The following is a 23,589-nucleotide window of genomic DNA, read 5'->3' as shown; positions in this document are numbered from 1 at the left end:
GACGTCCCGTAAGCAAAGAACTGTGGCGACAGCTACAACCCCTCGTCCCAGCCGTCGTGCCTTCTGCCAAAGGCAGTGCGCGCAAGCTCGCACTCAGCGATAACGCCGCCCTCAACGGCATCTTGTTCGTGCTGCAAACAGGCATTCCATGGAAAGACCTTCCCCAATCTCTTGGGTACGGCAGCGGCATGACTTGCTGGCGGCGCCTGCACGACTGGAATGCCGCTGGTGTCTGTGAGCAGTTGCACCAGGCCATGCTGACTCGCTTGCGTGAACATGACCAGATCGCTTGGAGCCGAGCCAGCATTGATGGCTCCTCGATACCAAGCCCCTGGGAGCCAGGGAACAGGCCCAAACCCCACGGACAGAGGCAGGCCCGGCTCCAAACGACACATCGTCGTAGACGCCAGGGGCATTCCTCTGGTGATCTTGGTCAGCGGTGCGAACAGGCATGACTCCAAGATGTTCGAGAAGTGCGTGGACGCGATTCCTGCGATTGCACGCTTGCCAGGGCGTCCCCGTAAAAGACCAGCCTAGCTGCACGCCGACAAAGGCGACGACTTCAAGCGTTGCCGAGCCCACCTGAGGCCGCGGGGCATCATTGGTCGGATTGCAAGACGAGGCATTGAGAGCAGTGAGCGGCTGGGCATGCACCGGTGGGTGGTGGAGAGGACGCACAGCTGGTTTGCAGGCTTTGGCAAACTGCGAACCCGCTTTGAAGGACGACTGGATATCCACGAAGCGCTGTTGAAAATGGCAGCGGAGATCATCTGTGCGCGCTTCGTGGATCGGTGGTGTTAGCAAGTCCAAACCAGCGCCTTCCCCTTCACCCACAACCCAAACTCCTTCATCACCCCCACCACCGGCTTGAGCCGCTCCCCATCCTGGGTCAGCTCGTACTCCACCTTGATCGGCGCAGTAGGGTAGACCGTGCGCTTGACCAGGCCCGCTTCCTCCAGCGCGCGAAGGTCCAGGGTGAGGGAGCGTTGGGAGATGCCGGGCATGTCGCGGCGCAGGTCGTTGAAGCGCCGGGGGCCGTCGATGAGGTAGGAGGCGATGAGCAGCCTCCAGCGGCCGCCCAGCAGGCGCATGGCTTCTTCCACGGAGCAGCCGGAGATGTTGGATTTCATAGCACATTCATCATAGGCAGGCGGCAGGTATATTTTTTTAACCTATGGGCAGTTTTATTGCCTTCTTCCAGATTTATCCCTGGTGCATGACATTGGCCAGGGGCTGTGCCTGAACGCGCAGGCCCCTTGTTCCATCACCAGAGAAATTCCATGAAGCTGTATTACCTGCCGGGCGCCTGTTCGCTGGCGCCGCACATTGTCCTGAACGAGCTGGGGCTTGATTTCCAACTGGTCCGGGTGGACCACAAGACCCACCAGACGGAAGACGGCAGGGACTTCCGTGCGCTCAGCCCGTTCGGCTATGTCCCCTTGCTGGAGTTGGACGACGGCAGCCTGCTGCGGGAAGGGCCCGCCGTCCTGCAGTACCTGGCGGACCTGCGGCCTGCAGCGCTTCTGGCGCCGGCCCAGGGCAGCCTGGAGCGCTATCGGCTGCTGGAGTGGCTGGCCTTTCTGAACTCGGAAATCCACAAGGGCTTCATCCCGCTGCTGTATGCGGTGGCGGCGGGAAAGTACGGCGTGGAGACGGCCAGGCCCAAGCTGGAGCAGCGGTATGCCTGGGTGAACGCGCAACTGGCCGGCAAGCGCTACCTGATGGGCTATGGCTTCACCGTGGCCGATGCGTATCTGTACGCGCTCACGCAGTGGGGCCAGGCGCCGTGGCTGGAGTCGGTCTACAAGACGAGCATTCGCTTCGATGGCCTGGAGCATCTTGCAGGCTGGTATGCGCGGATGCGTGAGCGGCCTGCCGTGCGCCAGTCGCTGCAGGCGGAAGGTCTGCGATAGGGCAGAGGGCCGCCACGCATTCGGCCACCACGCACTTTGCTGCGTCATGGCAAGCAGCCCGCGCCTTACGGCCTTGAGGGTGCCCAACGCCAATCGTCGGACGTGACCGGACGTGGACGTGACGAATCACGCCAAGGTTTCGAGGCTCACGGCCACGATGACGGGGGCAGGCTCCGTGTTCACGAGGCGCAAGGCCTGGTTTGGCTGCCCGTCTCCGCGTGCGCGCTGAACCGTCACACCCATGGCCTGCACGGTGTCAGCCTCGTCCAGCGTCTGGCGCAGCGAGGCGGGTATCGGCGCTGCGGCAGTGAAGTCGAAGCGGGGTTTCAACGCGACGTAGAAAGTTGACACACGGCACGCCATCAGGCCGCCAGGCCCGAAGAACACGCCCGCATCCGGCACCAGGCCGCGACCCAGCGCCACCATTGAGGCGTCGTACCAGCTGCCGGGGTAGATCGGCACTTGGTCCCAGCATTCAGCGGTGATCGTCACCGTCTCCAGCGAAGCGGCGGGTAGCGCAAGGACGCGGCCGGAAGCGTCCAGGGCCTGCAGGGAAGCCGGAGCCTGCGGCCCTGCGCCAGATGTGTCGTTGAGATTCAAGCGCAAGGTGCCGGGGTTTGCGATCGTGCCGACAGCCACTGCTGCGCTCCACTCCGACGAACTCTTGGGCAGTGTCCAGATCGGTTTCCACTGGAGGAAGCCGGTCTCGTACACCTTGGTCCATCCCACCGGAGTGGGCGAGTATGCAGGTTCGCCTGGAGGCGTTGCCATCTTCTGCATGGCGCCTGCAAGCATCGACTGATAGGGGAATTTGCAGGCTTCGAGTACCTGCAGAAAGGTCTTGTATCCCTGCGAAAAGCTGCGCCCCGACGCTTGGTACAGCGCGCCATTGGCAGCGGACTGGGGCACCGTATCTGCAAAGAGAAACTGCGCATCGGCCATGGTGCCAGTCACTGGATCCGGCCAGTTCCACGCGGTCACTGGCATCAGCATCTGCCCCCGCACCAGCGGCGCCGAAATGGATGCCGAGCGCTTGAACACCATGCCGGTTTTCGGCCCGCTCGATACGCTTGGGGCCCTTGGGGGCGGAGGCACCAGATCAGCCAGGCCGCCGAGGAACTGATGGATCACGTTCATGAACGCTGTCTCCGGTTGACGGGGGTGGGCGGGGTGGGCGGGACCCGCCACGGCGTCCCGCCCACCCGCTGGTCTTCAGGTCAATGGATGCCCGGGAAGTCGACGATCACGCCGATGATTTGCGGGTTCACCGAGGTGCTGCTTCCCTTGAAGGTATTGGCCTGTGCGGTGCTCTTGGTGTACTCGGACTGGTGACCGCCCGTGCCACCGAAGGTGAAGGGCCCGATGCGCACACCCGCGCTGCCCTCGAAGGCCTGCTTGTTTTGCTGATAGGTGTTGGCGCTCATCGTGATCTCGAACGAAGGCTTGTAGACGACCAGCAGCTCGGACACCCTTGCCGCGACGATGCCGTTCGGGCCGAACAGGGAGCTCGATCCCGGGCCGCCGTTTGCCACCCACGGGGCGACGATGGTGTAGCCCTGGCCGCCCGGCCCCTGCTGGGCCTTGGCCAGTTCGCTCATGAAGCCGCCCGGGTACCAGTCGCCCGGATTCACCTTCACGCGCGTGGAGGACTCGCAGCTGATCTTCACTGCCGAGCTCGAGTCCTGGTTGAACAGGTCGGACTTGCTCCAGCCGCCCGATGCGTTGACGCTCCAGAAGAAGTTGCCAACGCTGGTCGAGCCCTTGGCAAACGAGGACTTGAAGTCGCTGCTCGATTGCGAAGATTTCATCGCGATCGAGAACGCGCCTGCGCTGCCATTGCTGAGCGCTGCGCGCCAGTCCGCGCCCGTCGTGTCGATGTGGAAGTCCGGCTGCCAGCGCAGGATGCCCGAGCCATCCGGCACCTTGGTCCAGCCTGCCGGTGCGTTGTTTGAGGCAGGGTCGCCCGACGGAATCTGCATCATGTCGATGGCGCGCTGCAGATCGCTGGGCATGCTGGCCCGCTCCAGCTCCATCTTCATCTTGACCGCCTGGTTGTAGGCGTTGGTGGCCGCCTGGATGGTCGTAATGTAGGCAGCAGCCTCCGGCGCGTTGTTGATCCACGTGCTGATGTCAGGGTAGCGGGCTGCGAATATGAGGCCGCCGTTCTGCTTTGAACTCAGGTAGAACTGGTTCATGTCGCTGTTGGCCTTGGCCATCGCATTGCTTTTCTGGACGCACAGGTTGGCCAGCTCCGTCTGATTGGCCTGCTGCTCGGGGCTGACCTTGAATGTCACGTGACCGAAGATCTGACGAACGGCGTCGAAGAGCGTTGCATCGAGGCTGCCGTACTGGCCGATCGCGGACCACTGCGGCATGCCGCTGACGACCTGATAGGCGGCCGGGTCCCATTGCCCGGTCGGAGCCGTGCCCCAGCTGAAGTCCTTGGGGGTGCCAAGCAACTGGAAATTCGGGGTGCCGAGATTATCGACAAGGGCGTTGTACAACTGGCTGAACATGGCTTGATCTGACATGGCTTGCAATTCCTGAAATTGAATGGATGGGGAGCGACATGAGGTTTGAAGTCATGAACGCTTTTCTTTGCCAATGAGAATGATTGCCCGGTATTGGGCCTAAGGCATGGGGTACTTGGGAGAAATCGCAGGGGGTGACCGCGAAGAGTGGTTCATGGCGGGATACTCCTTTGAGTTGCGTGCAGGAATCCGACACGTGGGCGCCGGGAAGATGCCTCGACGGATGCGGACCGTAGAGACGAAGAAACTAAAAGGCGAAGAGGCTAAAAGGCGAAGAGATATGAGTTTCAGCAGTCGTTCAAGGCTCGCGCGGATATTCCATCTCAACCGCGCAAACCTGAAATGCAATGGTGTCTGCTGAAGCCGCCATAAGGAGATTGCTCACCCTCCGGTTGATCCAAAGTCGCGAAAGTCAATGTCCGCGATTCGTTGGACTCATCATGCCCAATTGCACCAGGAGGGTGGAATACTTCCAATGTCGTATTCCGTGGGTACGGACAGGCGATGCACGCCGGCCTGGATATCAGGTGTCGCCGCCATTGCGAGTTGCCGTTGGCGCGAATGTCTGCAACTGGGCGGTGCTTGTCAGGCCCAGTTTGCGCAGAATGTTTTCGCGATGCTTGCGCACGGTCAAGTCGCTGAGGTAAAGCGAACGTGCGATCTCCTTGCTGGTCTGGCCCGCCAGCACGTGCACCATCACCTCCTGCTCGCGGGGAGACAGAGGGAGCGGTGAGCGGGCCGCGCTCAACCAGCCGTGCCGCCTGGCATGCGTGACGAGTTCTACGGCATTGCGCAGGCCCAACCGCGTACACATATTGCTGCGGTGCTTGCGTACCGTGTGTTCGCTGATGCCCAGCGTGTGCGCAATGTCCTTGCAGCCGAGGCCCTTGGCCATCGCTTCGAGTACATCGATTTCGCGCGCGGTGAGCGCAGACGCGATGACTTCATCTGCTATTGGATGCGCAGTATCGAGATGGCATTCGCTATTTGCCAAAGCTATTTCCGATCTATCCATGGTATGTCTCCCATTTGTTATGTGCCGATGCCATAGGGCCATTCCACGCCGAAGCCTCGGCGAGACTGCTTTGCACAGTGCCGTTTGAAATATTGAATAACTCGCTAAACCGCCTGTTTACCGCCTGAGTAAACTGACGTCATGCCATTCGTGTGAAAATTGTGCGGTAAAGGATCAGCCGGAAAAAGCCCGAACATTGAACGATTGAAAATCGCGCGCATTCAGCCTGTGGCAGCCTTTTGTATCCAAGGCGGGAGATTAGTAAGCCATTATCAAGATGGTGTGGTGCGTTGAGGGAGTATCAAAGTCGTTTGAGAATCTGTTATCGCCATTTCACCGTTGGAATGGACATCTTAGTGGAAATCTTTGGTGAAATCATTACATCTGGCTACAAAAATTCGACACCAAGGTTTTTGCAGCAGATTGTGGGAAAGCCAATGGTCTTCTGTGGGTCGCGCTTGCGTGATCAGGATTTTCTGGCATTGCCCATCCGAGTCCAGGATGCGGGCTGTTGCGCAGGTCTTGAGACATGCGCGTAAGCAATTCCTGCCATGGCGTATCGAGAAGCGGCTGGGTGCCTGCGACGTGCTTCAAGGGAAGCACCTCTTTTGCCAAAAGCGTTCCCGGGTCATGACGAAGGGCGTGAGCACCACGACCGTCGCCAGTCCCAATGACCTGGATATACGCCAGTTCAGGGGGCAGGGCGGGTGCCATCGTCAGGCCCGCCCTCCAGCACGCGCAGCAGCTGGGACAGCCGCTGGTCCAGCGCGGCCAGTTCGGCAACGGGCATGGGCGCCAGCATGGCGCGCTCGTTGTCCAGGTGCGCTTCCACCGCGCGGTCTATCAGCTCCAGCCCCTGGTCGGTGAGCTGCACCAGCATGCTGCGCGCGTCCTGCGGGTTGGGCAGGCGCTGCACCAGGCCGCGCGTCTCCAGGCTTTTCATGCGGTGGGTCATGGTGCCCGAGGTGACCATGAGCGTGGAAAACAGGGCCGTGGGCGTGAGGCAGAAGGGCGCGCCCGAGCGGCGCAGCGTGGCCAGCACGTCGAATTCCCACATGGTCATGCCGAAGCGGGCAAAGCACTCTTCCAGCCGCTGCTCCAGCAGGGCGGCGCAGCGCTTGATGCGGCCTATGGGGCCCATGGGGCTGGCGTCCAGGTCGGGGCGTTCGCGCGCCCATTGTTCGAGGATGGTGTCTACCCGGTCGGGCAGGCGGGGGAGGGTGGGTTTCGGCATTTGTCTTGATTTTAAGATAATTCGTGCATAATGGATTTGTCTTGAATTGAAGATAAATGCCATGTCCTCCTCGCCATCCTCTTCTTCCGCACCCTCGGCCAGCCCCGCCCTGTCCTGGCGCGACATCCTGCTGACCGCGCTGGCGCCCGCCATCTGGGGCTCCACCTACATCGTCACTTCCGAACTGCTGCCGCCAGACCGTCCGTTCACGGCTGCGCTGATCCGCGTGCTGCCGGCCGGGCTGCTGCTGGTGCTGTTCACGCGGCGGCTGCCCGTGGGCTCGGGCTGGTGGCGGCTGCTGGTGCTGGGCGCGCTGAACATCGGCGTGTTCCAGGCGCTGTTGTTTGTGGCGGCCTACCGGCTGCCGGGCGGGCTGGCGGCCGTGCTGGGTGCCGTGCAGCCGCTGCTGGTGATGGCGCTGGCCTGGGGCCTGGACGGGCGGGTCCCCGCGCGGCTGACGCTGTGGGCCGCCGTGGCCGGCATTGCGGGCATGGCAGTGCTGCTGCTGTCGCCGCAGACGGTGTTCGAGCCCGTGGGCATGGCGGCGGCGCTGGCCGGCGCGGTGTGCATGGCGGCCGGCACGTGGCTGACGCGGCGCTGGCGCGTGGATCTGCCGGTGCTGGCGCTGACGGGCTGGCAGCTGCTGTTTGGCGGGCTGATGCTGCTGCCGCTGGCCTGGTGGGTGGATGCGCCGCTGCCCGCGCTGTCGCTCACCCAGCTGGGCGCCTATGCCTACCTGTGTCTTGCCGGCGCGCTGCTGGCCTATGTGCTGTGGTTTCGCGGCATCGGGCGCCTGCCTTCGGTGGCCGTGTCGTCATTGGGCTTGTTGAGCCCGCTCACCGCCGTGGTCCTGGGCTGGGCGCTGCTGTCGCAGTCCATGACGGGCATGTCCTTCCTGGGCCTGCTGGTGGTGCTGGCCAGCGTGCTGGCGGTGCAGTGGTCTGCTTCGCGCGGCGCCTGAGTTTTTGCACTGAGTTCTTTCTCTTTTTCCCACCGAGCGTTTCACATGACTTCTTCCGAACTTTCCTCCATGCCCATCGGGCAAGCCATTGCTTCGCGCATTTCCGCAGACCGTTTCGAGCCGGGCTGCGCGCTGGCCGATGAGACGCTGGCCGCGCTGGTGGCCCAGGCCTCGCTGTCCCCGTCGGCCTACAACCTGCAGAACTGGCGCTTCATTGCCGTGCGCACACCCGAGGCCAAGGCGCGCCTGAAGGCCGCCGCCTATGGGCAGCAGAAGGTGGAGGACGCCTCTGCCGTCTTCATCGTCTGCGGCACGCTGGCCGCGCATGCGCGGCTGGCGGAGTTCTTGCAGCCCAGCGTGGACGGCGGGCTGATGAGCCAGCGCACGGCCGATGGCTGGGTAGCCCAGGCCCAGGCAGCGCACGCGGACAACCTGCAGCTGCAGCGCGACGAGGCCGTGCGCTCGGCCTCGCTGGCGGCCATGACGCTGATGTTGTCCGCCCAGGGCCTGGGGCTGGCCAGCTGCCCTATGGTGGGATTCGATGCGGAACTGCTGGCAGCGGGCTTTGGCCTGCAGGCCCACGAACTGCCGGTGATGCTGGTCGCCGTGGGCCACGCGGCAGGCACGCCACGCCCCCAGAAGGCGCGCAGGCCGCTGGCCGACATCCTGGCCTATGCCTGAGCACGGGCATCGGTAGCCAGGGTGCCGCAGATTAATTATCATACGGTGTATGTTTAATTGGATGGAGAGACTGCCATGGCACCCGACAGCACACCCGCAAAAGCGCACGGCAAAGCGTTCGGCAAGGTCTTCATCGCCACTTCGGTGGATGGCTTCATTGCCCGGCCCGATGGTTCGCTGGACTGGCTGCCGGCCGGGGGCGATGGTGGCGAGGACTACGGCTACGCGGCCTTCATGAAGACGGTGGATGGCATCGTCATGGGCCGCTCCACCTATGAAAGCGTGCTGGGCTTCGACGGCTGGCCCTTTGAAAAACCCGTGGTGGTGATGAGCCGCACGCTGGGTGCGGGCGATGTGCCTGCCCACCTGCGCGGCAAGTTGCGCATCACGTCAGCCCAGCCTGCCCAACTGGTGGCCGAGCTGCGGGCCGAGGGCTGGAGCAGCGCCTATATCGACGGCGGCGCCGTGATCCGCGCCTTCCTGGCGGCGGGTGAGGTGGGCGAGATGACCATCACCCGCGTGCCCGTGCTGATCGGCGCGGGGCGGCCGCTGTTTGGCGATATTGGCTGCGATCTGCGGTTGACGTGCCTGGCCTCCCAGGCCTATCCCAGCGGCATGGTCAGCACGCGCTACCGCGTGGAGGCGGGCGGCCGGGTCATGGTGCGCAACGGGGGCGGCGATGAGTGAGCAGGCTGTACCGTCTGCACAGGCTGCACGGCGCGGGCGCCCCTCGGCCGGGCGTTCGCTCAGCCGTGATCAGGTGCTGGATGCCGGGCTGGCCTTGCTGGAGGCCGTGGGCGCGCAGGGCTTTGGCCTGCGGCCGCTGGCGCGGCAGCTGGGCATTACGCCCATGTCGGTGATCCACCATGTGGGCGACCAGCAGGAATTGATGCGCAGCCTGGTGGAGCGCGTGCATGGCCAGCCGCTGGCCGAACCGCAGCCCGGGCTTGCGCCGGCGCAGCGTGTGCAGGCGCTGCTGGCGGGCTACATGGAGCGCGTGCGCCGCCATCCGGCGCTGACGGTGTGCATTCTGGGCGACCCGGCCCTGTTCACCGATTCGCTGGCAGCCTTCACGCAGCGGCTGCGCGGCGAGGTGCAGCAGTGCGAGCCCGGCGAAAACGAGGGCGATGCCGCCGTGCTGCTGGACTTGCTGATCGATTACACCCACGGCCATGCGCTGGCGCTGGCCTTGTCGGGCGAAGGCGCGCAGGCCTTGCATGGCCGGTTCGAGCAAGGGCTGGCGCGGCTGCTGCGCTAGGCACCGGCCTCCACGCGCAGGCCGGCCTGTTGCCAGCCGGTGAAGCCTGCCTCGAAGCGCCGCGCCTCCCGGCCGCTGGCGCGCAGCGCCGTGACGGCATTGGCCGAGAGCACGCAGTACTGGCCACCGCAATAGGCCACGATGTCCTTGTCGGGCGGCAGCGCGTCCAGCTCGCCTTCCAGCGCTTCCAGGGGAATGTTGACGGCCCCGGGCAGGTGGCCCTGGGCGAATTCCGCTGGCGGGCGCACGTCCAGCACGATGGTGTCGTCCATCTGCATGCGCTGCAGCAGCTCGTCCAGCGCAACGGCTTGCAGGCGGTCACGCTGGCGCAGGCTGTCGGAGACCACGGCGCGGATCTCGGCGTGGCGGAATTGCAGATAGTCGTGCAGCGCATCGATGATGCCGGTGATGGGTCCGTCGCCCAGCCGGTAAAGCACATGCTTGCCCTCGCGCCGTGTGAGCACCATGCCCGCGCGCTTGAGGTGCTGCAGGTGCTGGGAGGTGTTGGCCACGGACAGCCCGCACAGCTCGGCCAGGCGCTCCACGGGCTGCTCGCCTTCGGCCGCATGGCTCAGCAAGGTGAGGCGGTGGGCATGGCCCAGGGTGCGCGCCAGGTCGGCCAGGTCGGGGAAGGCCTCGATCGGTACAGGGCTGCTTGACGAATTCATGGGGGATAGCCTAGCATCACGCAAACATTCAATCAATTAATTGAATGTATTGTTCATTGTGCATGTGGTGGCATCCAAGGAGGCCGCTGCAAACCTGCAAGAGAGTGAAGAGACATGCTGGATGTGCCGGAATTCCTGCTGCGCGCCGTGCTGACGGGCGCAGGCGCGACCTTGGTGATGGATGTGTGGGCGCTGCTGCTGCAGCGTCTGTGGGGCGTGCCTTCGCTGGACTACGCCATGGTGGGCCGCTGGCTGGGCCATCTGCCGCGCGGCCGGCTGGTGCATGCCGGTATCGGCCGGTCCGCGCCGGTGGCGGGTGAGAAGGCCCTGGGCTGGGTGGCGCACTATGCGATCGGCGTGGCCTTTGCGGCGGCTCTGCTGGCCCTGGCGGGTGAGGGCTGGGCCCGGGCGCCCACGCTGTGGCCGGCCCTGGCCTGGGGCGTGTTCACCGTGGCCGCACCGTTCCTTGCGCTGCAGCCGTGCATGGGGGCGGGGCTGTTTGCCCGCAAGACACCCAAGCCTGCCGTGGCGCGGCTGCGCAGCCTGATGGCGCACACGGTGTTCGGCCTGGGCCTGTTCATCGCGGCCTGGGCCGTCTCGCAACTGCGGGGCTGAGCGGATGCGCTGACCCGGTTCAGGCAAACAGCCTGTGCGCCATGAATTCGAGAAAGGCCCTGACCTTGGGCGAGAGGTCGCGGCCCGGGGGCCAGACCATCCAGACCGTGCCCTGGGCATTGGCGGTGAACGGGTCGAGCACGGTCTGCAGCAGGCCCTGCTCCAGCTGGCGGGCCACGGTGAAGTCCGGCAGGCAGGCAATGCCCTGGCCGCGCAGCGCCAGGAAGATGCGCATCTCCACGCTGTTGCAGACCACGCTGGAGGGCAGCGCGGGTGGGGCGGTGTCGTCGTCATTTCCCAAGGGCCAGCGCTCCAGCCGGCCGGTGGCCGGATAGCGGTAGTGCAGGCATTGGTGGCGGGCCAGGTCGGCAGGTTGCACCGGCCTGCCATGGCGCTGGAAATAGGCGGGCGAGCCCACCAGCACGCGCCGGAAGCCGCCCAGCCGCCGGTGCTTGAGGCCCGAGTCCTGCAGCGGCGCGGCGCGTATGGCCACGTCAAAGCCGTCGCCGATCACATCGACCAGATGGTCCGAGAAATTCAGGTCCAGTTCGACTTCGGGGTACTCCAGCAGGAAGTCCGAGAGCGCCTGCTCGAACAAGCCGCAGTGGCGTGGCAGGCTGACCTTGAGCCGGCCCTGGGGCCGCTCGCCCGCATGGCGCAGTTCCTGCTGGGCGGCCTCGACCTCGCAGAGGATGCGCCGGCAGCGCTCCAGAAAGCGTTCGCCCTCGGCCGTCAGTGCCAGTGTGCGCGTGCTGCGGTTGAACAGGCGCACGCCCAGGCGCTCCTCCAGCCGCGCCACGGCCTTGCCCACGGCCGAGGGCGACAGCCCCAGCTCGCGCGCCACGGCAGAGAAGCCCAGCCGCTCGGCCACGCGCACAAAGAGGCCGATGCTGCCCAGGCTGTCTATTTCCATGTGCTGTGTGAAGAGGCGTGTGAAGAAGATGATTTGAGACTCAGATGTCTCAAGTGTTCGGAAATGAAGATGGATTGTCTCAGATGAAGGCGGGCCTACGCTGGCGGTCGTTTCTTGAAATGGCGCACAAACCATGTCTTCCCTCTCTCGCGGCAGCCCCCTCAAATGGCTGCAACTGCTGGCCGTCTGCCTGACGGGGCTGCTGATTCCCCTGAGCTTCACGGGCCCGGCCGTGGCCCTGCCTTTCATCCATGCCGAGCTGGGCGGCACGCCCTCCCAGCTGGGCTGGATCATGAATGCCTACATCCTGAGCTACGGCAGCGCCATGATGTTGGCCGGCAGCCTGACAGACATCCATGGCCGGCGCCGCCTGTGGCTGCTGGGGCTGGCCTGGTTCGGCCTGCTGAGCTTTGGCGTGGGCCTGGCAACCGATCTGCGCTGGGCCGATGGGCTGCGCCTGCTGCAGGGGCTGGGCGGGGCGGTGGCCTTTGCGGCGGCCATGTCCTCGCTGGCGCCGCTGTTCGAGGGCGCGGCGCGCATGCGGGCCTTCAGCCTGCTGGGCACGACCTTTGGCCTGGGCCTGGCCTTCGGCCCCTGGGTGTCGGGCCTGATGGTGGACAGCCTGGGCTGGCGCTGGGTGTTCCATGGGACAGGGCTGGTGGCGCTGCTGGGCCTGCCCATGGTGATGGCCAGCGCGCGGCGCGATGAAGCCGTGTCTGCCGACCGGCCCGACTGGCTGGGCGCAGCCCTGTTCACCCTGGCCCTGGGCGGCTTCACCTACGGCGTGCTGATGGTGCCCGAGCGCGGCTGGCTCCATGCCGAGGTGCTGGGGCCGCTGGCGCTGTCCGCCGTGCTGTTCGTGGTCTTCGTGGCGGTGCAGCGGCGCGTGGCCCGTCCGTTGCTGGATTTGTCGCTGTTTTCGCAGCCGCGCTTTCTGGGCGTGCAGTTGCTGGCGGCGTCACCGGCGTTTCTGTTCATCTCTCTGGTGGTCATGCTGCCCGGGCGCTTCATCGGCGTGGAGGGCCTCAGCCCGCTGGCGGCGGGCCGCATGATGGGCTGGCTGGCGGCGCCCTTGCTGGTGGTGCCGCTGCTGGCGGCCCTGCTGGTGGGCCTGCTGTCGCGCTGGATCAGCCCGGGCCGGCTGTCGGCGGCCGGTCTGCTGCTGGCCGCGGCAGGCCTGTGGTGGCTGGCCGGTGCCTTCGGGCAGGGCGCCGGTCCGGCGTTGGCGCTGCCCTTGCTGCTGATAGGCACCGGCATTGGCCTGCCCTGGGGCCTGATGGACGGGCTGGCCGTGAGCACCGTGGCGCCAGACCGCGTGGGCATGGCCACGGGCATCTTCAACACCGTGCGCATCTCGGCGGACGGCGTGGCGCTGGCCGTGGCGGGCGCCGTGCTGGCGGTGCTGGTGGAGGGGAAGCTTGGCGGGCTGTCGCCCGATGCGGGCCTGCGGCGCGAGATGGCCGGGCAGCTTGCCCAGGCCGATCTGGCGCGTGCCGCCCAGGCGCTGCCGGGGCAGGACGGATTGCTGGCGCAGGTGTACGGCGCGGCCTTCCACGATCTGTTGCTGCTGCTGGCGGGGCTGGCGGTGGTCACGGCGCTGGCCGTGCTGTGGCTGCTGGAGCGCAAGGGCCGGGCCGTGTCTTCCCCGGAGCAACTGGCCCCGCAAGCCGGGCGCAGGCTCAGCTAGCAGGCTGCAACTGCACGCCCAGGCGCGAGAACAGGATCTGCCGGCCATCGCCCTGCAGGCGCTGTATCACCATGCCACCATCGCGGTGCAGGTAGATGCGCAGGGCGCTGCCGTTGCCGGGATCGTGGTCCAGGTAGCAGGGGTCCTTGTCCAGATCCTTCCAGCCGTGGAGTTCGACCAGCCTGCGTCCGGCGAGGCGGCGCAGCTCGGTCTCGGGGGCCGCGAAATAGCTGTGGGTCTGAAGCCACAGCGTGCGCAGCTGCTCGAAGGACTGTTCGCGCGAGGAACAGGCGGGCGCAGCCTCCAGCAGGGACAGCAGCATGTCCAGAAGCTGATCGAATGAATACTGCATGCCGCGCCCCTTTCAGCGATCGACGGTGCGCACTGCGCAACCTCGATCAGGGTAACCGGATATTGCGCGAATGTGAACAAAGCATGACCGTGGTGGTTTGTCGCTATTGCCAGCCTGCGCCGACAGTGATTGGCGCGGGTGTTGCATGCAGGGCACCGGCCTGGATGGCCGGACAATGGCCGGCACATCCTGCGTGATGCCGACCTTTTTTGTTCCCGCCACCTGTTTCCCCACTTCTGCTGCCCATGGAACGCTTCACCATCTCCATCGACGACGACCTGGCCCGTGATTTCGACGCATGGATCGCCGCGCGCGGCTACGACAACCGCTCCGAGGCCATCCGCGACGTGCTGCGCGCCCACCTGGCCCAGGTGCGCGAGCGCGAGGACGCCGACGGCCTGTGCGTGGCCAACCTGTCCTATGTCTACAACCACCACGAGCGCGATCTGTCCGAGCGCCTGGCCAGCCTGCAGCACGACCACCATGAGCTGCACATGGCCACCACCCATGTGCACCTGGACCACGAGCAATGCATTGAAACCGTCATGCTGCGCGGCCCGGCCAGCGCCGTGCGGCGCTTTGCCGACACCATCACGGCCGAGCGCGGCGTGCACCACGGCCAGCTCAACGTGGTGATGGTGCGCAGGGCAGAGCCTGGCGGGCACGATCACGCGCACCACCATCCGCATTCGCACGACGATTGAGGCAGTCCGGGGCCGGGCGCCTTGCGCAGCCCCTGTCATGCAGGTCGGTATGAAGTTTGCTTTTTTCTTCATACAACTCCTGGAAACGCATGACACATTCCCTGAATTCCCCTTGCCGGCGCCTTGCCGTGCACCAGATTGCAGCAGCTGGCCTGCTGGGCCTGGGTTGCATTCCCCATGTCGGTGCACAGCAGGCGGGCGACGCCACGGCCAGCCTGCAGCCTGTCGAGGTCAAGGGCCAGACCGCGCGCGGCGCCTCGGCCGCCTACACCACCAGCGTGATCGAGGCCGAGGACATCGCCAACGCCCATGTCAGCCATCCGCAGGAGCTGCTGCGCCAGGTGCCGGGCATGAATGTGCAGAACTACCAGCTGTCCGGCGTGGGTGACACCATCGTCATGCGCGGCTTCGGCGGTGGCGGCCATGGCGGCGACGTGGGCGTGGTGCTGGACGGCATTCCACTGAACGAGGCCATGTCGCATGCTGACGGCTATGTGGACCTGGGCGTGATCGTGCCGCTGGAGATGGAGCGCATCAGCATCTACAAGGGTCCCGTGTCCGCGCTGTACGGCAACTTCAACCGTGCAGGGCTGATGGCGATAGAGACGCGCAAGCAGGGCGACTACACCCCCTACCGCGAGGCTGATGTCAGCCTGTCCTCCCACGGCACGCTGGACGCGCAGGGCGCCCTGGGGCTGAAGCTGGGGGAGGGCGAATTCCTGAACCTGGCGGCCCAGCACTACCGCACCGATGGATTTCGCGCGCAGTCGCAGTTCCAGCGCAGCACGGCGGCCCTGCGCTGGAGCAAGCGGCTCACGCCGCAGCTGGAGGTGGCGCTGTCGGCAAGGCTGCACCATGGTGAGGGCGATTCGCCGTCGTACCTGACAGCGGGGCAGTTCGCGCGCGATCCGCAAGGCATGGACCCGCGCGCCATGAACGATGGCACGCGCAAGAACTTCGCCACGCTGCGGGCCGATGTGCAGTACGCGCTTTCGCCCCGGCTGACCTGGCTGGGCCATGCCTACACCACGCAGCAGAGCTTCACGCGCTGGTTCAGCCGGCCCATCGACGCACTGCAGTGGCGCCAGCGCGAGGAAAGCTATGACCGCGCCGTCTACGGCGCCGGCACCAGCCTCAATGGCCGCCATGTCACGGCGCTGACCCTGCTCAACTGGGTGGCCGGGCTGGAGGCCGTGCGCGAATCCACCGACTACCAGTTCTACGACGGCCTGCAATGGCGCGAGCGCACGGGCGCAGCCATTGACGACCGCAATTCCAGGCTCAACACCCTCTCGGCCTTTGCCGAGGTGGATGCGCCCGTTCACCGCCTGCTGCAGCTGTCCGCCGGCCTGCGCTGGGACCGCTTCACGGGCGGCTGCCGTCCCAACGGCCCCGAAACGGGCAGCGACCCCTGCGGCCCGCTGGCGCGCACGGCGCATGCCAGCCCCAAGCTGGGCCTGCGCTCGCAGGTGGCGCCGGGTGTGCTGCTGCGCGCCAGCTGGTCCGAAGGATTTGCGCTGGCCAGCGATTTCGCCAAGTACGCGCTGGGCGCCGCGCAGCTCGATCCCAACATCTTCCGCCAGACTGAAGTGGGCGCGCAGATCAAGCCCATGCCGGGCCTGGTGCTGGATGTGGCGGCCTATCGGCTGCAGTCCTCGGGCGAGATCCGCAACGTGGCGCCCGGCGTGTACGAGAACTTCGGCGCCACGCGCCGCACGGGCGTGGAGGCCAGCGCGCTGTGGGCGGTGCGCAAGAACCTGGACCTGCAACTGGCCTGGGGCAGCGCCCATTCGCGCGTGACCGAGAACGGCAACCCGGCCCTGGTCGGCAACCAGGTGGCCGGCGTGCCCCGGCAGACTGCCACCGTGGGCCTGGCCTGGCGCCCGCTGGCGCAGTGGGAGGGCACGCTCACCTGGCGCCGCGTGGGCCGCTATGCCGTCACGGCCGACAACAGCGTGTTCTACGGCGGATACGCCACCTGGGACCTGGGCCTGAGCTGGCGCCTGCCTTCGGCGCGCAGCCGCATCTATGCCGTGGTCTCCAACCTGGGGGACAAGGCCTATGCCACGTCGGCCTCGGTCATCCGCGGCGTGCCGCTGTTCGCGCCCGGCGCGCCGCGCACGCTCAAGGTTGGCGTGCAGACACAGTTTTGAGGAAGCAAGAAATGAAATCCCACCCCTATTTCACATCCGCCGCATTCGCGGCCTTGCTGGCCTGCGCACCGCTGGCCCAGGCCCACAACGTCTGGCTGGAGCCCGATGCCGACGGCGCCTACACCGTTCAATTCGGCGGCCATGAGGGCAAGCTGGAGAACTTTGCGGCCGGCAAGCTCAAGAGCGTTGAGGCCTATGACGCGCGCGGCCGCCGCATCGACGTGGCCGTGCAGCCCGTGCCCGGCGGTGCCCGCGCCACGCCGGCCCGCAAGGCCGCGCTGCTGGCCGCGCATTTCGACAACGGATTTTTCAGCCGCGTGGGCGAGGGGCCGATGGTCGAAAAGCCCATGACCGAGAACCCTGGCGCCACCAGCGGCGTGCATGCGCTCAAGTTCCACAAGACCATCCTCGAATGGGGCCCGGTCACCCGCGAGAAGCTGGGCCAGACCCTGGAGATCGTCGCCCGGACCCGTCGCTCGCCCCACGCGGGCGAGCCCCAGCAATTCCAGGTGCTGCTGAACGGCCAGCCTCGGGCCGGCGTGCGCGTGTCGCTGGGAGAAAGCGGCCCGCCACTGGCAACCGATGCCGACGGCCTGGTGACCGTCACACCGCGTGCCGGCATGAACCAGTTGCTGGCCATCGTGCGCCTGCCCGTGGCAGGCGACGCGCGCACCACCAGCCTCAGCTACGAATACCTGCTGGGGTTCTCAGCGCATTGAAGTGGGGGCGGTGCCCGGCCGCGCTCAGTACGCTCAGGCGGACACGGGGGTGGAGCTGCCCCCCAGGTGCCGGGCCGGCCGGTGCGTGTAGCGGTCCAGGGCCAGGCCGTCGGTGCTGATTTCCGGGCTGCGGCCGGTGATCAGGTCGGCGATCAGGCGGCCCGAGCCGCAGGCCATGGTCCAGCCCAGCGTGCCGTGGCCGGTGTTCAGGAACAGGTTGGAGTAGCGCGTGGCGCCGATGATGGGCGTGCCGTCCGGCGTCATGGGCCGCAGCCCGGTCCAGAAGCTGGCGCGCGCCACATCGCCGCCCGGGAAGAGGTCGTTGACCACCAGTTCCAGCGTGGCGCGGCGGCGCGGGTCCAGGCGCAGGTCGAACCCGCCCAGCTCGGCCATGCCCCCCACGCGGATGCGGTCGTCAAAGCGGGTGACGGCAATCTTGTAGGTCTCGTCCAGCACCGTGGACTGCGGCGCCAGCGCCGGGTTGCCCAGCGGCACGGTGAGCGAATAGCCCTTGACGGGGTAGACGGGCAGGTCCAGCCCCAGCGGCTCCAGCGCCTGGCGCGAGTAGCTGCCGAAGGCCATCACATAGCGGTCGGCGGTCAGCAGCTCGCCATTCACGCGCACGCCGGCAATGCGGCCGCCTTCGACCACCAGGCCATCCACGTTCTGGTTGAAGCGCAACTCCACGCCCAGGCCGCTGGCGATGCGGGCCAGCTCGTTGGTGAAGCGGTGGCAGTCGCCGGTCTCGTCCTTGGGCAGGCGCAGGCCGCCCGTCAGCCGGTCGCGCGCCTGGGCCAGGGCGGGCTCCACCTGGGCCAACTGGTCGCGGTCCAGCAGCTCGAAGGGCACGGCGCATTCGCGCAGCACGGCCACGTCGCGCCCCACGGCGTCCAGCTGGGCCTGGGTGCGGAACAGTTGCAAGGTGCCGCCGGTGCGCTGCTCGTAGGCGATGCCGGTATCGGCGCGCAACTGCTGCAGGCAGCTGCGGCTGTACTCGGCCACGCGCATCATGCGTTCCTTGTTGACGGCGTAGCGCTGGGCCGAGCAGTTGCGCAGCATCTGCGTCATCCAGCGCAGCTGGAACAGGCTGCCGTCCAGGCGCACGGCCAGCGGCGCGTGTTCCTGCAGCATCCACTTCAGGGCCTTGAGCGGAATGCCGGGCGCCGCCCAGGGCGTGGAGTAGCCGGGCGAGACCTGGCCCGCGTTGGCAAAGCTGGTTTCGGACGCGGGCGCATCCTGCCGGTCCAGCACCGTGACCTCGGCACCGGCCCGCGCCAGGTAGTACGCACTGGTCACGCCGATGACACCGCCGCCAAGAACAAGGACTTTCATACGATTCACCGCCAGGTCAACAAGATGAAATCAAAGTCTATTGACGATGAGGCAGTTGAAACCACTGAAATATTGCTACTCTCCAGTGATTGATAAGCCCCGGGAATCGCCGCCATGGCCGCCAAAAGTGAAAACCGCGTGCTTGACCGCACCGATCGCAAGATCCTCGACATCCTGCAGCGGGACGGCCGCATCTCCATGACCGAACTGGCCGAGCAGGTCAGCCTCTCGGCCACGCCCTGCTCGGAGCGCGTGCGCCGCCTGGAGCGCGATGGCGTGATCACGGGCTACCACGCCCACCTCTCGCCCGAGGCGCTGGGCAAGACGCTGCTGGTGTTCGTGGAGATCAAGCTCTCGTCCAAGTCGGGCGAGGTCTTCGACAAGGTGCGCCAGGAACTGCTGCACGTGCCCGACGTGCTGGAGTGCTTCCTGGTCTCGGGCAGCTTCGACTACCTGGTCAAGGCCCGCCTGGGCGGCATGCGCGAGTACCGCCGCCTGCTGGGCGACATCCTCAAGAAACTGCCCGTGCCGGCCGAGTCGCACAGCTATGTGGTGATGGAAGAGGTCAAGGAGACGCTGGCGCTGCCTGTGGATCGGTGAGGGAGCCGTCCTCGGCGTTCCAGGTTCGGATCTACCGCCATTCATTACTGCTATTTACTGTTTGAAACGTTTGTCACAATAGCTTTGATTCAAATTGGGTATTGTGCATTCCAATCAAAAAAGATAGTGGGGGTAGATGGGGTGTTATGCAGTTCCGTATTCATCGGCGCTCTCCGTTGAAAAGTAGACAGGACGACAGCTTGGAGTTCAATTCCAATGGCAGGATTGCAAATATTTGTCATTGAATAGTGGCTGTAGGGGATTGGTGATTTTTAAAGTTCAATACCAGTGATATCTTGATAGTGCAAATCTATCAATCACTGGGAGTTCTATGAATAATCACGCCCTCATGGCTGCCTTGATGGCCGGCGCAGCACTCTCGGCCTGCCCCCCCGCCAGCGCGCAAGTGACGCGTTACTACGGGGAGATGAGAACCTCCTACTCGGATTTCCAGGATCGCACGGCTTGTCCCTTGGGGGCTCACGGCTCATGCCAGGATTTTCCGAGGACCGCCCGCCTGGCCGGCTGGTTTGAAACGGCCGCACCCTTGCAGCCCAATCTGGACGAAAGCGAAATAAGGGCGCTGGTGACTTCCTATAGTTTCTCGGACGGATTGAACGCCTACAGCAGTTCCGATCCGGATGTGCGCGCATTCATTTTCAGGGTTTCCACGGACAGTGGGTCCAATATCGTGAGAAACAGAATCCACCTTCAACGCTGGCTGACGGGAAACAATCCGCACCGCTCCATCAATCAAATTGGCCCGGGTGGATCTCCCAATGATGTGGATATGCTCAGCCGGCTTGAAATGGCCACAGAACAGGTGGGTGCCATGAACAACGCGATGTGCGCTTCGTTGTTCTCGGAAACATCCCAGCAGGTCAGTTATTCGGGGGAAAGCGACACCTGTTTGGGGACCTACGAGATACCCGGCAACGGCGTGTCCGTTGCGTGGACCGGGGCGCCCGTGCAAAACCAGAACGTCATGTCCTGGCACAGGGAGGCCGTGCATCCTGCCCTGTCGTTGACCCACAGCATCTCGCCCGCAGGCCAGGTGCAGGCGGGGCAGGAGGTGCGCTACACCATCACCGTCAGGAATACGGGGACCGTGCCCGCCACCCAGGCGCAGATTGCCGACAGCCTGCCTGCCGGCCTGGAGCGCGCCACCTGGATCTGTACGCCCGGCGCCAGCACGCCATGTCCCGTGGCGTCAGGCTCTGGATCGCTGGCAGTCACGGTGCCCGTGTTCGCGGCAGGAGACTCGCTGGTTTTCACCGTGATGGCCAGCGTGTCCAACCCGGCGCCCGCAATCATTACCAATGTGGCCACCGTGAATGCCGGGGACCCGGCGGTGCAGTGCATGCAAGCAGGGCAGGTCGTGGGAACGGTGCCGTGCATGGCTTCTGCGTCCATCAATACGGTGGCGGCTCCCCCCGGCGGTGGCCAGGTGACCCCCGTGCCGACGCTGCAGCACACAGCCCTTGTGGTCCTGAGCCTGCTGGCTGCAGCCATCGGATGGATGGGGCTGGGGCGGCGGCAGCGGGTCGGCGCGGGCCGCTGACGCGGCCAGGGCGCGCCGGCCCGGGCTCAGTCGATCAACCGCCCGTCCGCACCCCAGAACGGGTGCGGCCCGTCGAATTGCCCGCTGGCCACGGCATGGCTGACCAGTCGGCCGCCGTGCGGCAGGGCGTGCAGCATGAAGCCGGGCGGCTCCAGCGTCCAGGCCGATGCGGCGTCGGGCGCCAGGTCCAGGCAGACCTGGTGGGCGGGCGCGGGCGAGGTCATGGCCACCGTGCCGCCGAAGGCGACCTGGATGCTGCGGTGCAGGTGGCCGCAGATGACGCGCTGCACGTTGGGGTGGCGGCGCACCAGGTCTTCCAGCGCCTGGGCACCCTGCAGCAGGCCGATCTTGTCCATGTGGCCTATCAGGGTCTCGAAGGGCGGGTGGTGCATGGCGATCACCACGGGGCGGCCTTCGCTGGCGGTGAGTTGCAGCTCCAGCCATTGCAGGCGTTCCTCGCACAGCGCGCCCTCGCTGTGGCCGGGCACCACGGTGTCCAGCGCGATCAGCCGCAGATCGCCGAGGTCCACCGCGTACTGGATGAAGCCTTCGCTGCGCAGCCAGGTGTACTCGGGAAAGGCGGTGCGCAGCGCGTCGCGGTCATCGTGGTTGCCGGGCAGCAGGTAGGTGGGAAGCGTGCCCAGCGGCGCCAGCAGGCTGCGCAGGTGGGCGTATTCGGCGGGCCGGCCGAAGTCGGTCAGGTCGCCCGTGATCACGACGGCGTGCGGCTGCTGCGGCAGAGCCAGCACGCTTCGCACCGTGCGCTCCAGGTATTGGGCGGTATCGATGCGGCGGTAGGTCAGGCGACCGGGTTCGCGGATATGCAGGTCGGTGAGCTGGGCCAGGAAGGTGGTCATGGAGGGGCGCAGGGTTTCAGGCGTGGGCATGGTTGGGCATCCATTGGTGGGGGGCGATGCGCAAGGCCACGCGGTCGCCCGATTGCGCGGCGTGGTCGCGGGCCACGTCGGCCATCAGCGGCGTGTGGCCCGCCAGTTCCAGCGTGAGCTGCAGGCGGTCGCCCAGAAAGACGCGGCGCGCCACTGATGCGGGCACGGCGCCCGGCGTGCCGGCGGCGCAGACCTCGATGTCTTCAGGGCGCAGCAGCAGCCGGGCCGCGCCCGTGCATTCGGCCGGGCAGGCCAGCTCCATGCCGGCCAGCGCCAGCCGGTTGCTGCGCGCATCGTCTTCGCTGCGTTCGACCTGGTTCACGCGCCCCAGGAAGGTGGCGACAAATGGATGGGCCGGTCGGCGGTACAGGCTCTCACCATCGCCCACCTGCAGGATGCGGCCTGCCTGCATGACGGCCATGCGGTCGGCAATGGCCATGGCCTCCTGCTGGTCGTGCGTGACATGGACGGCGGTGATGCGCAGCTGGCGCAGCAGCTGGGCCAGCTCGTCGCGCAGGGTTTCCTTGAGCTTGGCGTCCAGCGCGGTCAGCGGCTCGTCCAGCAGCAGCACACGCGGGCGCGGGGCCACGGCGCGGGCCAGGGCCACGCGCTGGCGCTGGCCGCCGGACAGCTCGGCCGGGCGCTTGTGCTCCAGGCCGTTCAGGCGCACCAGGTCCACCAGTTCGCCCACCACGCGGCGCTGCTCCTGCTCGGACACACCGCGTATGCGCAAGCCGTAGGCTATGTTGGCCTGCACGCTCATCTGCGGGAACAGCGCGTAGTGCTGGAACACCATGCCCACCTGGCGCTTTTCTATGGGCACACGGGTGACGTCGGTGTCGCCGAAGGCGATGCTGCTGCCCGCATCCGGCGTCTCCAGCCCCGCGATGATGCGCAGCAGCGTGGTCTTGCCGCAGCCCGAGGGACCCAGCAGGGCCAGCACTTCGCCAGGCTCCACGCGCAGGTCGGTGGCCTGCAGGCCGCGCGTTCCGTCGGCATAGGTCTTGGCGCATTGCCGGATGTCGATGGCGACGCTGTTACTTTCCATAGTGCTTCTCGATGAAATGCCCCAGCGCCTGCAGCAGCCACATCACGGGCAGGATGACGATGAGGAAGATGAGGGTGTAGGCCGAGCCCACCTCGATGCGCATGGACGCATAGCTGTCGGCCAGGCCCACGGGCAGGGTGCGCGTCAGCGGCGTGTGCAGCATCCAGGTCAGGTTGAACTCGCCCATGGACAGGGTGAACACCATCAGGCAGGCGGCCACGATGGCGGGCAGCACGGCAGGCACCAGCACGCCCAGGAAGCGCTGCGTGAACGAGGCGCCCAGGCTGCGCGCAGCCTCCTCCAGCGCCACCAGCTCCTGGCGGCGCAGTGCCGAGCCCACCATGCGCACCATGAAGGGCAGGGTGAACACCACATGGCCCACCAGGATGAAGGCAAAGCTCTGGCGGAAGGCGGCCACGCTGCCATAGGCCAGCAGCAGGCCCAGGGCGCTGGCCAGGCCCGGAATGGCCACGGGCAGGGTCAGCAGCTCCTCGAAATGCCGGGCCCAGGGCGAGCGGCTGCGCGCCAGCGCATAGGCGCAGGGCACGCCCAGCACCAAGGTCATGGCCACGCAGGCGCAGGCCAGCAGCAGCGACATCAGCACGGTATTGCCGTAGCCGGCCCAGACCTCGGCCAGCCAGCGCGTGGTCAATCCGCTTGCCAGGCCCTGGCCGTAGTTCTGCACCAGCCCGGCCAGCACCGACAGCAGCATGGGCGCCAGCATGAACACGGTGACGGTGGCCGTCACCAGCCACAT

At 66.2% G+C, this 23,589-nt stretch carries 24 protein-coding genes and 1 pseudogene; 13 read left to right on the top strand and 12 right to left on the bottom strand.

All coding sequences use genetic code 11. From position 1 onward, the window contains the following. The first annotated feature begins 20 nt into the window (after window positions 1–20). A pseudogene (locus tag LGR64_RS14405) lies at window positions 21–801 on the top strand (IS5 family transposase). Here LGR64_RS14405 and LGR64_RS14400 read toward each other — a convergent pair. Continuing rightward, window positions 798–1,130 carry a winged helix-turn-helix transcriptional regulator gene (locus LGR64_RS14400; protein ID WP_141833440.1) on the bottom strand — a complete coding sequence of 111 codons (333 nt, stop codon included), beginning with the start codon at window positions 1,128–1,130 and terminating at the stop codon, window positions 798–800. The pseudogene LGR64_RS14405 and the gene LGR64_RS14400 overlap by 4 nt on opposite strands. A 150-nt stretch (window positions 1,131–1,280) precedes the next feature. On the opposite strand from LGR64_RS14400, the gene gstA reads away from it, so the two are divergent. Further along, on the top strand, window positions 1,281–1,913 hold the full coding sequence (gene gstA, locus LGR64_RS14395) for a glutathione transferase GstA (RefSeq protein ID WP_141833438.1): 633 nt from the start codon (window positions 1,281–1,283) through the stop codon (window positions 1,911–1,913). 126 nt (window positions 1,914–2,039) lie between these two features. On the opposite strand, the gene LGR64_RS14390 is transcribed toward gstA, so the two are convergent. The 4 genes from LGR64_RS14390 to LGR64_RS14375 all read right to left on the bottom strand — a co-directional run bounded on the left by LGR64_RS14390 (window position 2,040) and on the right by LGR64_RS14375 (window position 6,693). Further along, entirely contained in the window at window positions 2,040–3,050 is a 1,011-nt protein-coding gene (locus tag LGR64_RS14390) for a hypothetical protein (RefSeq protein ID WP_230355885.1), read from the bottom strand. 80 nt (window positions 3,051–3,130) lie between these two features. Next, entirely contained in the window at window positions 3,131–4,444 is a 1,314-nt protein-coding gene (locus LGR64_RS14385) for a hypothetical protein (protein WP_141833434.1), read from the bottom strand. 523 nt (window positions 4,445–4,967) lie between these two features. After that, window positions 4,968–5,459 carry a response regulator transcription factor gene (locus tag LGR64_RS14380; protein ID WP_141833432.1) on the bottom strand — a complete coding sequence of 164 codons (492 nt, stop codon included), beginning with the start codon at window positions 5,457–5,459 and terminating at the stop codon, window positions 4,968–4,970. A gap of 691 nt (window positions 5,460–6,150) precedes the next feature. Beyond that, entirely contained in the window at window positions 6,151–6,693 is a 543-nt protein-coding gene (locus LGR64_RS14375; protein WP_141833428.1) for a MarR family winged helix-turn-helix transcriptional regulator, read from the bottom strand. 61 nt (window positions 6,694–6,754) lie between these two features. Between LGR64_RS14375 and LGR64_RS14370 the strand changes: the two genes are divergently transcribed. The 4 genes from LGR64_RS14370 (at window position 6,755) to LGR64_RS14355 (ending at window position 9,593) form a co-directional block, all read left to right on the top strand. Next, complete coding sequence (locus LGR64_RS14370; protein WP_230355882.1) at window positions 6,755–7,654, top strand: EamA family transporter; 900 nt, start codon at window positions 6,755–6,757, stop codon at window positions 7,652–7,654. Between the two features lie 45 nt (window positions 7,655–7,699). Then, window positions 7,700–8,335 carry a nitroreductase family protein gene (locus tag LGR64_RS14365; RefSeq protein ID WP_012204946.1) on the top strand — a complete coding sequence of 212 codons (636 nt, stop codon included), beginning with the start codon at window positions 7,700–7,702 and terminating at the stop codon, window positions 8,333–8,335. 75 nt (window positions 8,336–8,410) lie between these two features. Continuing rightward, window positions 8,411–9,022: a dihydrofolate reductase family protein gene (locus LGR64_RS14360; protein ID WP_141833426.1), complete on the top strand. Its 612-nt coding sequence runs from the start codon at window positions 8,411–8,413 to the stop codon at window positions 9,020–9,022. Further along, window positions 9,015–9,593 (top strand): TetR/AcrR family transcriptional regulator, encoded by a 579-nt coding sequence (locus LGR64_RS14355; RefSeq protein WP_230355881.1) that lies wholly within the window; start codon window positions 9,015–9,017, stop codon window positions 9,591–9,593. Before LGR64_RS14360 ends, LGR64_RS14355 begins: the two co-directional genes overlap by 8 nt. On the opposite strand, the gene LGR64_RS14350 is transcribed toward LGR64_RS14355, so the two are convergent. Further along, on the bottom strand, window positions 9,590–10,261 hold the full coding sequence (locus LGR64_RS14350; RefSeq protein WP_230355879.1) for an ArsR/SmtB family transcription factor: 672 nt from the start codon (window positions 10,259–10,261) through the stop codon (window positions 9,590–9,592). The genes LGR64_RS14355 and LGR64_RS14350 overlap by 4 nt on opposite strands. Window positions 10,262–10,375: 114 nt before the next feature. Between LGR64_RS14350 and LGR64_RS14345 the strand changes: the two genes are divergently transcribed. Next, window positions 10,376–10,876, top strand: coding sequence for a DUF2938 domain-containing protein (locus tag LGR64_RS14345; protein WP_013802911.1), 501 nt, complete (start codon window positions 10,376–10,378; stop codon window positions 10,874–10,876). Between the two features lie 19 nt (window positions 10,877–10,895). On the opposite strand, the gene LGR64_RS14340 is transcribed toward LGR64_RS14345, so the two are convergent. Then, window positions 10,896–11,783, bottom strand: a complete 888-nt coding sequence (locus LGR64_RS14340) for a LysR family transcriptional regulator (RefSeq protein ID WP_043825601.1) — start codon at window positions 11,781–11,783, stop codon at window positions 10,896–10,898. Window positions 11,784–11,922: 139 nt separating this feature from the next. On the opposite strand from LGR64_RS14340, the gene LGR64_RS14335 reads away from it, so the two are divergent. Continuing rightward, on the top strand, window positions 11,923–13,476 hold the full coding sequence (locus LGR64_RS14335; RefSeq protein ID WP_230355878.1) for an MFS transporter: 1,554 nt from the start codon (window positions 11,923–11,925) through the stop codon (window positions 13,474–13,476). On the opposite strand, the gene LGR64_RS14330 is transcribed toward LGR64_RS14335, so the two are convergent. After that, window positions 13,469–13,828: a hypothetical protein gene (locus tag LGR64_RS14330; RefSeq protein ID WP_088165118.1), complete on the bottom strand. Its 360-nt coding sequence runs from the start codon at window positions 13,826–13,828 to the stop codon at window positions 13,469–13,471. The genes LGR64_RS14335 and LGR64_RS14330 overlap by 8 nt on opposite strands. Before the next feature lie 245 nt (window positions 13,829–14,073). On the opposite strand from LGR64_RS14330, the gene nikR reads away from it, so the two are divergent. The 3 genes from nikR to LGR64_RS14315 all read left to right on the top strand — a co-directional run bounded on the left by nikR (window position 14,074) and on the right by LGR64_RS14315 (window position 17,404). Continuing rightward, window positions 14,074–14,532, top strand: a complete 459-nt coding sequence (gene nikR, locus LGR64_RS14325; protein ID WP_034392370.1) for a nickel-responsive transcriptional regulator NikR — start codon at window positions 14,074–14,076, stop codon at window positions 14,530–14,532. An 89-nt stretch (window positions 14,533–14,621) separates the two neighbouring features. Beyond that, on the top strand, window positions 14,622–16,685 hold the full coding sequence (locus LGR64_RS14320; protein WP_230355876.1) for a TonB-dependent receptor: 2,064 nt from the start codon (window positions 14,622–14,624) through the stop codon (window positions 16,683–16,685). A gap of 11 nt (window positions 16,686–16,696) precedes the next feature. Then, window positions 16,697–17,404 (top strand): DUF4198 domain-containing protein, encoded by a 708-nt coding sequence (locus LGR64_RS14315; RefSeq protein ID WP_230355875.1) that lies wholly within the window; start codon window positions 16,697–16,699, stop codon window positions 17,402–17,404. A gap of 33 nt (window positions 17,405–17,437) precedes the next feature. On the opposite strand, the gene LGR64_RS14310 is transcribed toward LGR64_RS14315, so the two are convergent. After that, the gene (locus LGR64_RS14310) at window positions 17,438–18,736 is read right to left on the bottom strand and encodes a D-amino acid dehydrogenase (protein WP_230355873.1); all 1,299 of its coding nucleotides are present in this window, start codon (window positions 18,734–18,736) and stop codon (window positions 17,438–17,440) included. A 114-nt stretch (window positions 18,737–18,850) separates the two neighbouring features. On the opposite strand from LGR64_RS14310, the gene LGR64_RS14305 reads away from it, so the two are divergent. Both LGR64_RS14305 and LGR64_RS14300 read left to right on the top strand, forming a co-directional pair. After that, the gene (locus LGR64_RS14305) at window positions 18,851–19,336 is read left to right on the top strand and encodes a winged helix-turn-helix transcriptional regulator (protein ID WP_012204957.1); all 486 of its coding nucleotides are present in this window, start codon (window positions 18,851–18,853) and stop codon (window positions 19,334–19,336) included. Between the two features lie 331 nt (window positions 19,337–19,667). Beyond that, window positions 19,668–20,897, top strand: a complete 1,230-nt coding sequence (locus LGR64_RS14300; protein WP_230355871.1) for an IPTL-CTERM sorting domain-containing protein — start codon at window positions 19,668–19,670, stop codon at window positions 20,895–20,897. A 26-nt stretch (window positions 20,898–20,923) separates the two neighbouring features. On the opposite strand, the gene LGR64_RS14295 is transcribed toward LGR64_RS14300, so the two are convergent. Genes LGR64_RS14295 through LGR64_RS14285 form a run of 3 tightly spaced genes read right to left on the bottom strand, consistent with a single transcriptional unit; the run spans window position 20,924 to window position 23,589 of the window. After that, window positions 20,924–21,784, bottom strand: a complete 861-nt coding sequence (locus LGR64_RS14295; protein ID WP_141833409.1) for a phosphodiesterase — start codon at window positions 21,782–21,784, stop codon at window positions 20,924–20,926. Beyond that, entirely contained in the window at window positions 21,771–22,832 is a 1,062-nt protein-coding gene (locus tag LGR64_RS14290) for an ABC transporter ATP-binding protein (RefSeq protein WP_230355869.1), read from the bottom strand. The genes LGR64_RS14295 and LGR64_RS14290 overlap by 14 nt, the downstream gene beginning before the upstream one ends. Beyond that, entirely contained in the window at window positions 22,822–23,589 is a 768-nt protein-coding gene (locus LGR64_RS14285; protein ID WP_230356195.1) for an ABC transporter permease, read from the bottom strand. Before LGR64_RS14285 ends, LGR64_RS14290 begins: the two co-directional genes overlap by 11 nt.

This window comes from Delftia sp. Lp-1, assembly GCF_020523835.1.
In the GTDB taxonomy this organism is placed as follows: Bacteria; Pseudomonadota; Gammaproteobacteria; order Burkholderiales; family Burkholderiaceae_C; genus Comamonas; species Comamonas acidovorans.
This window is presented reverse-complemented; position numbering and strand designations above follow the sequence as displayed.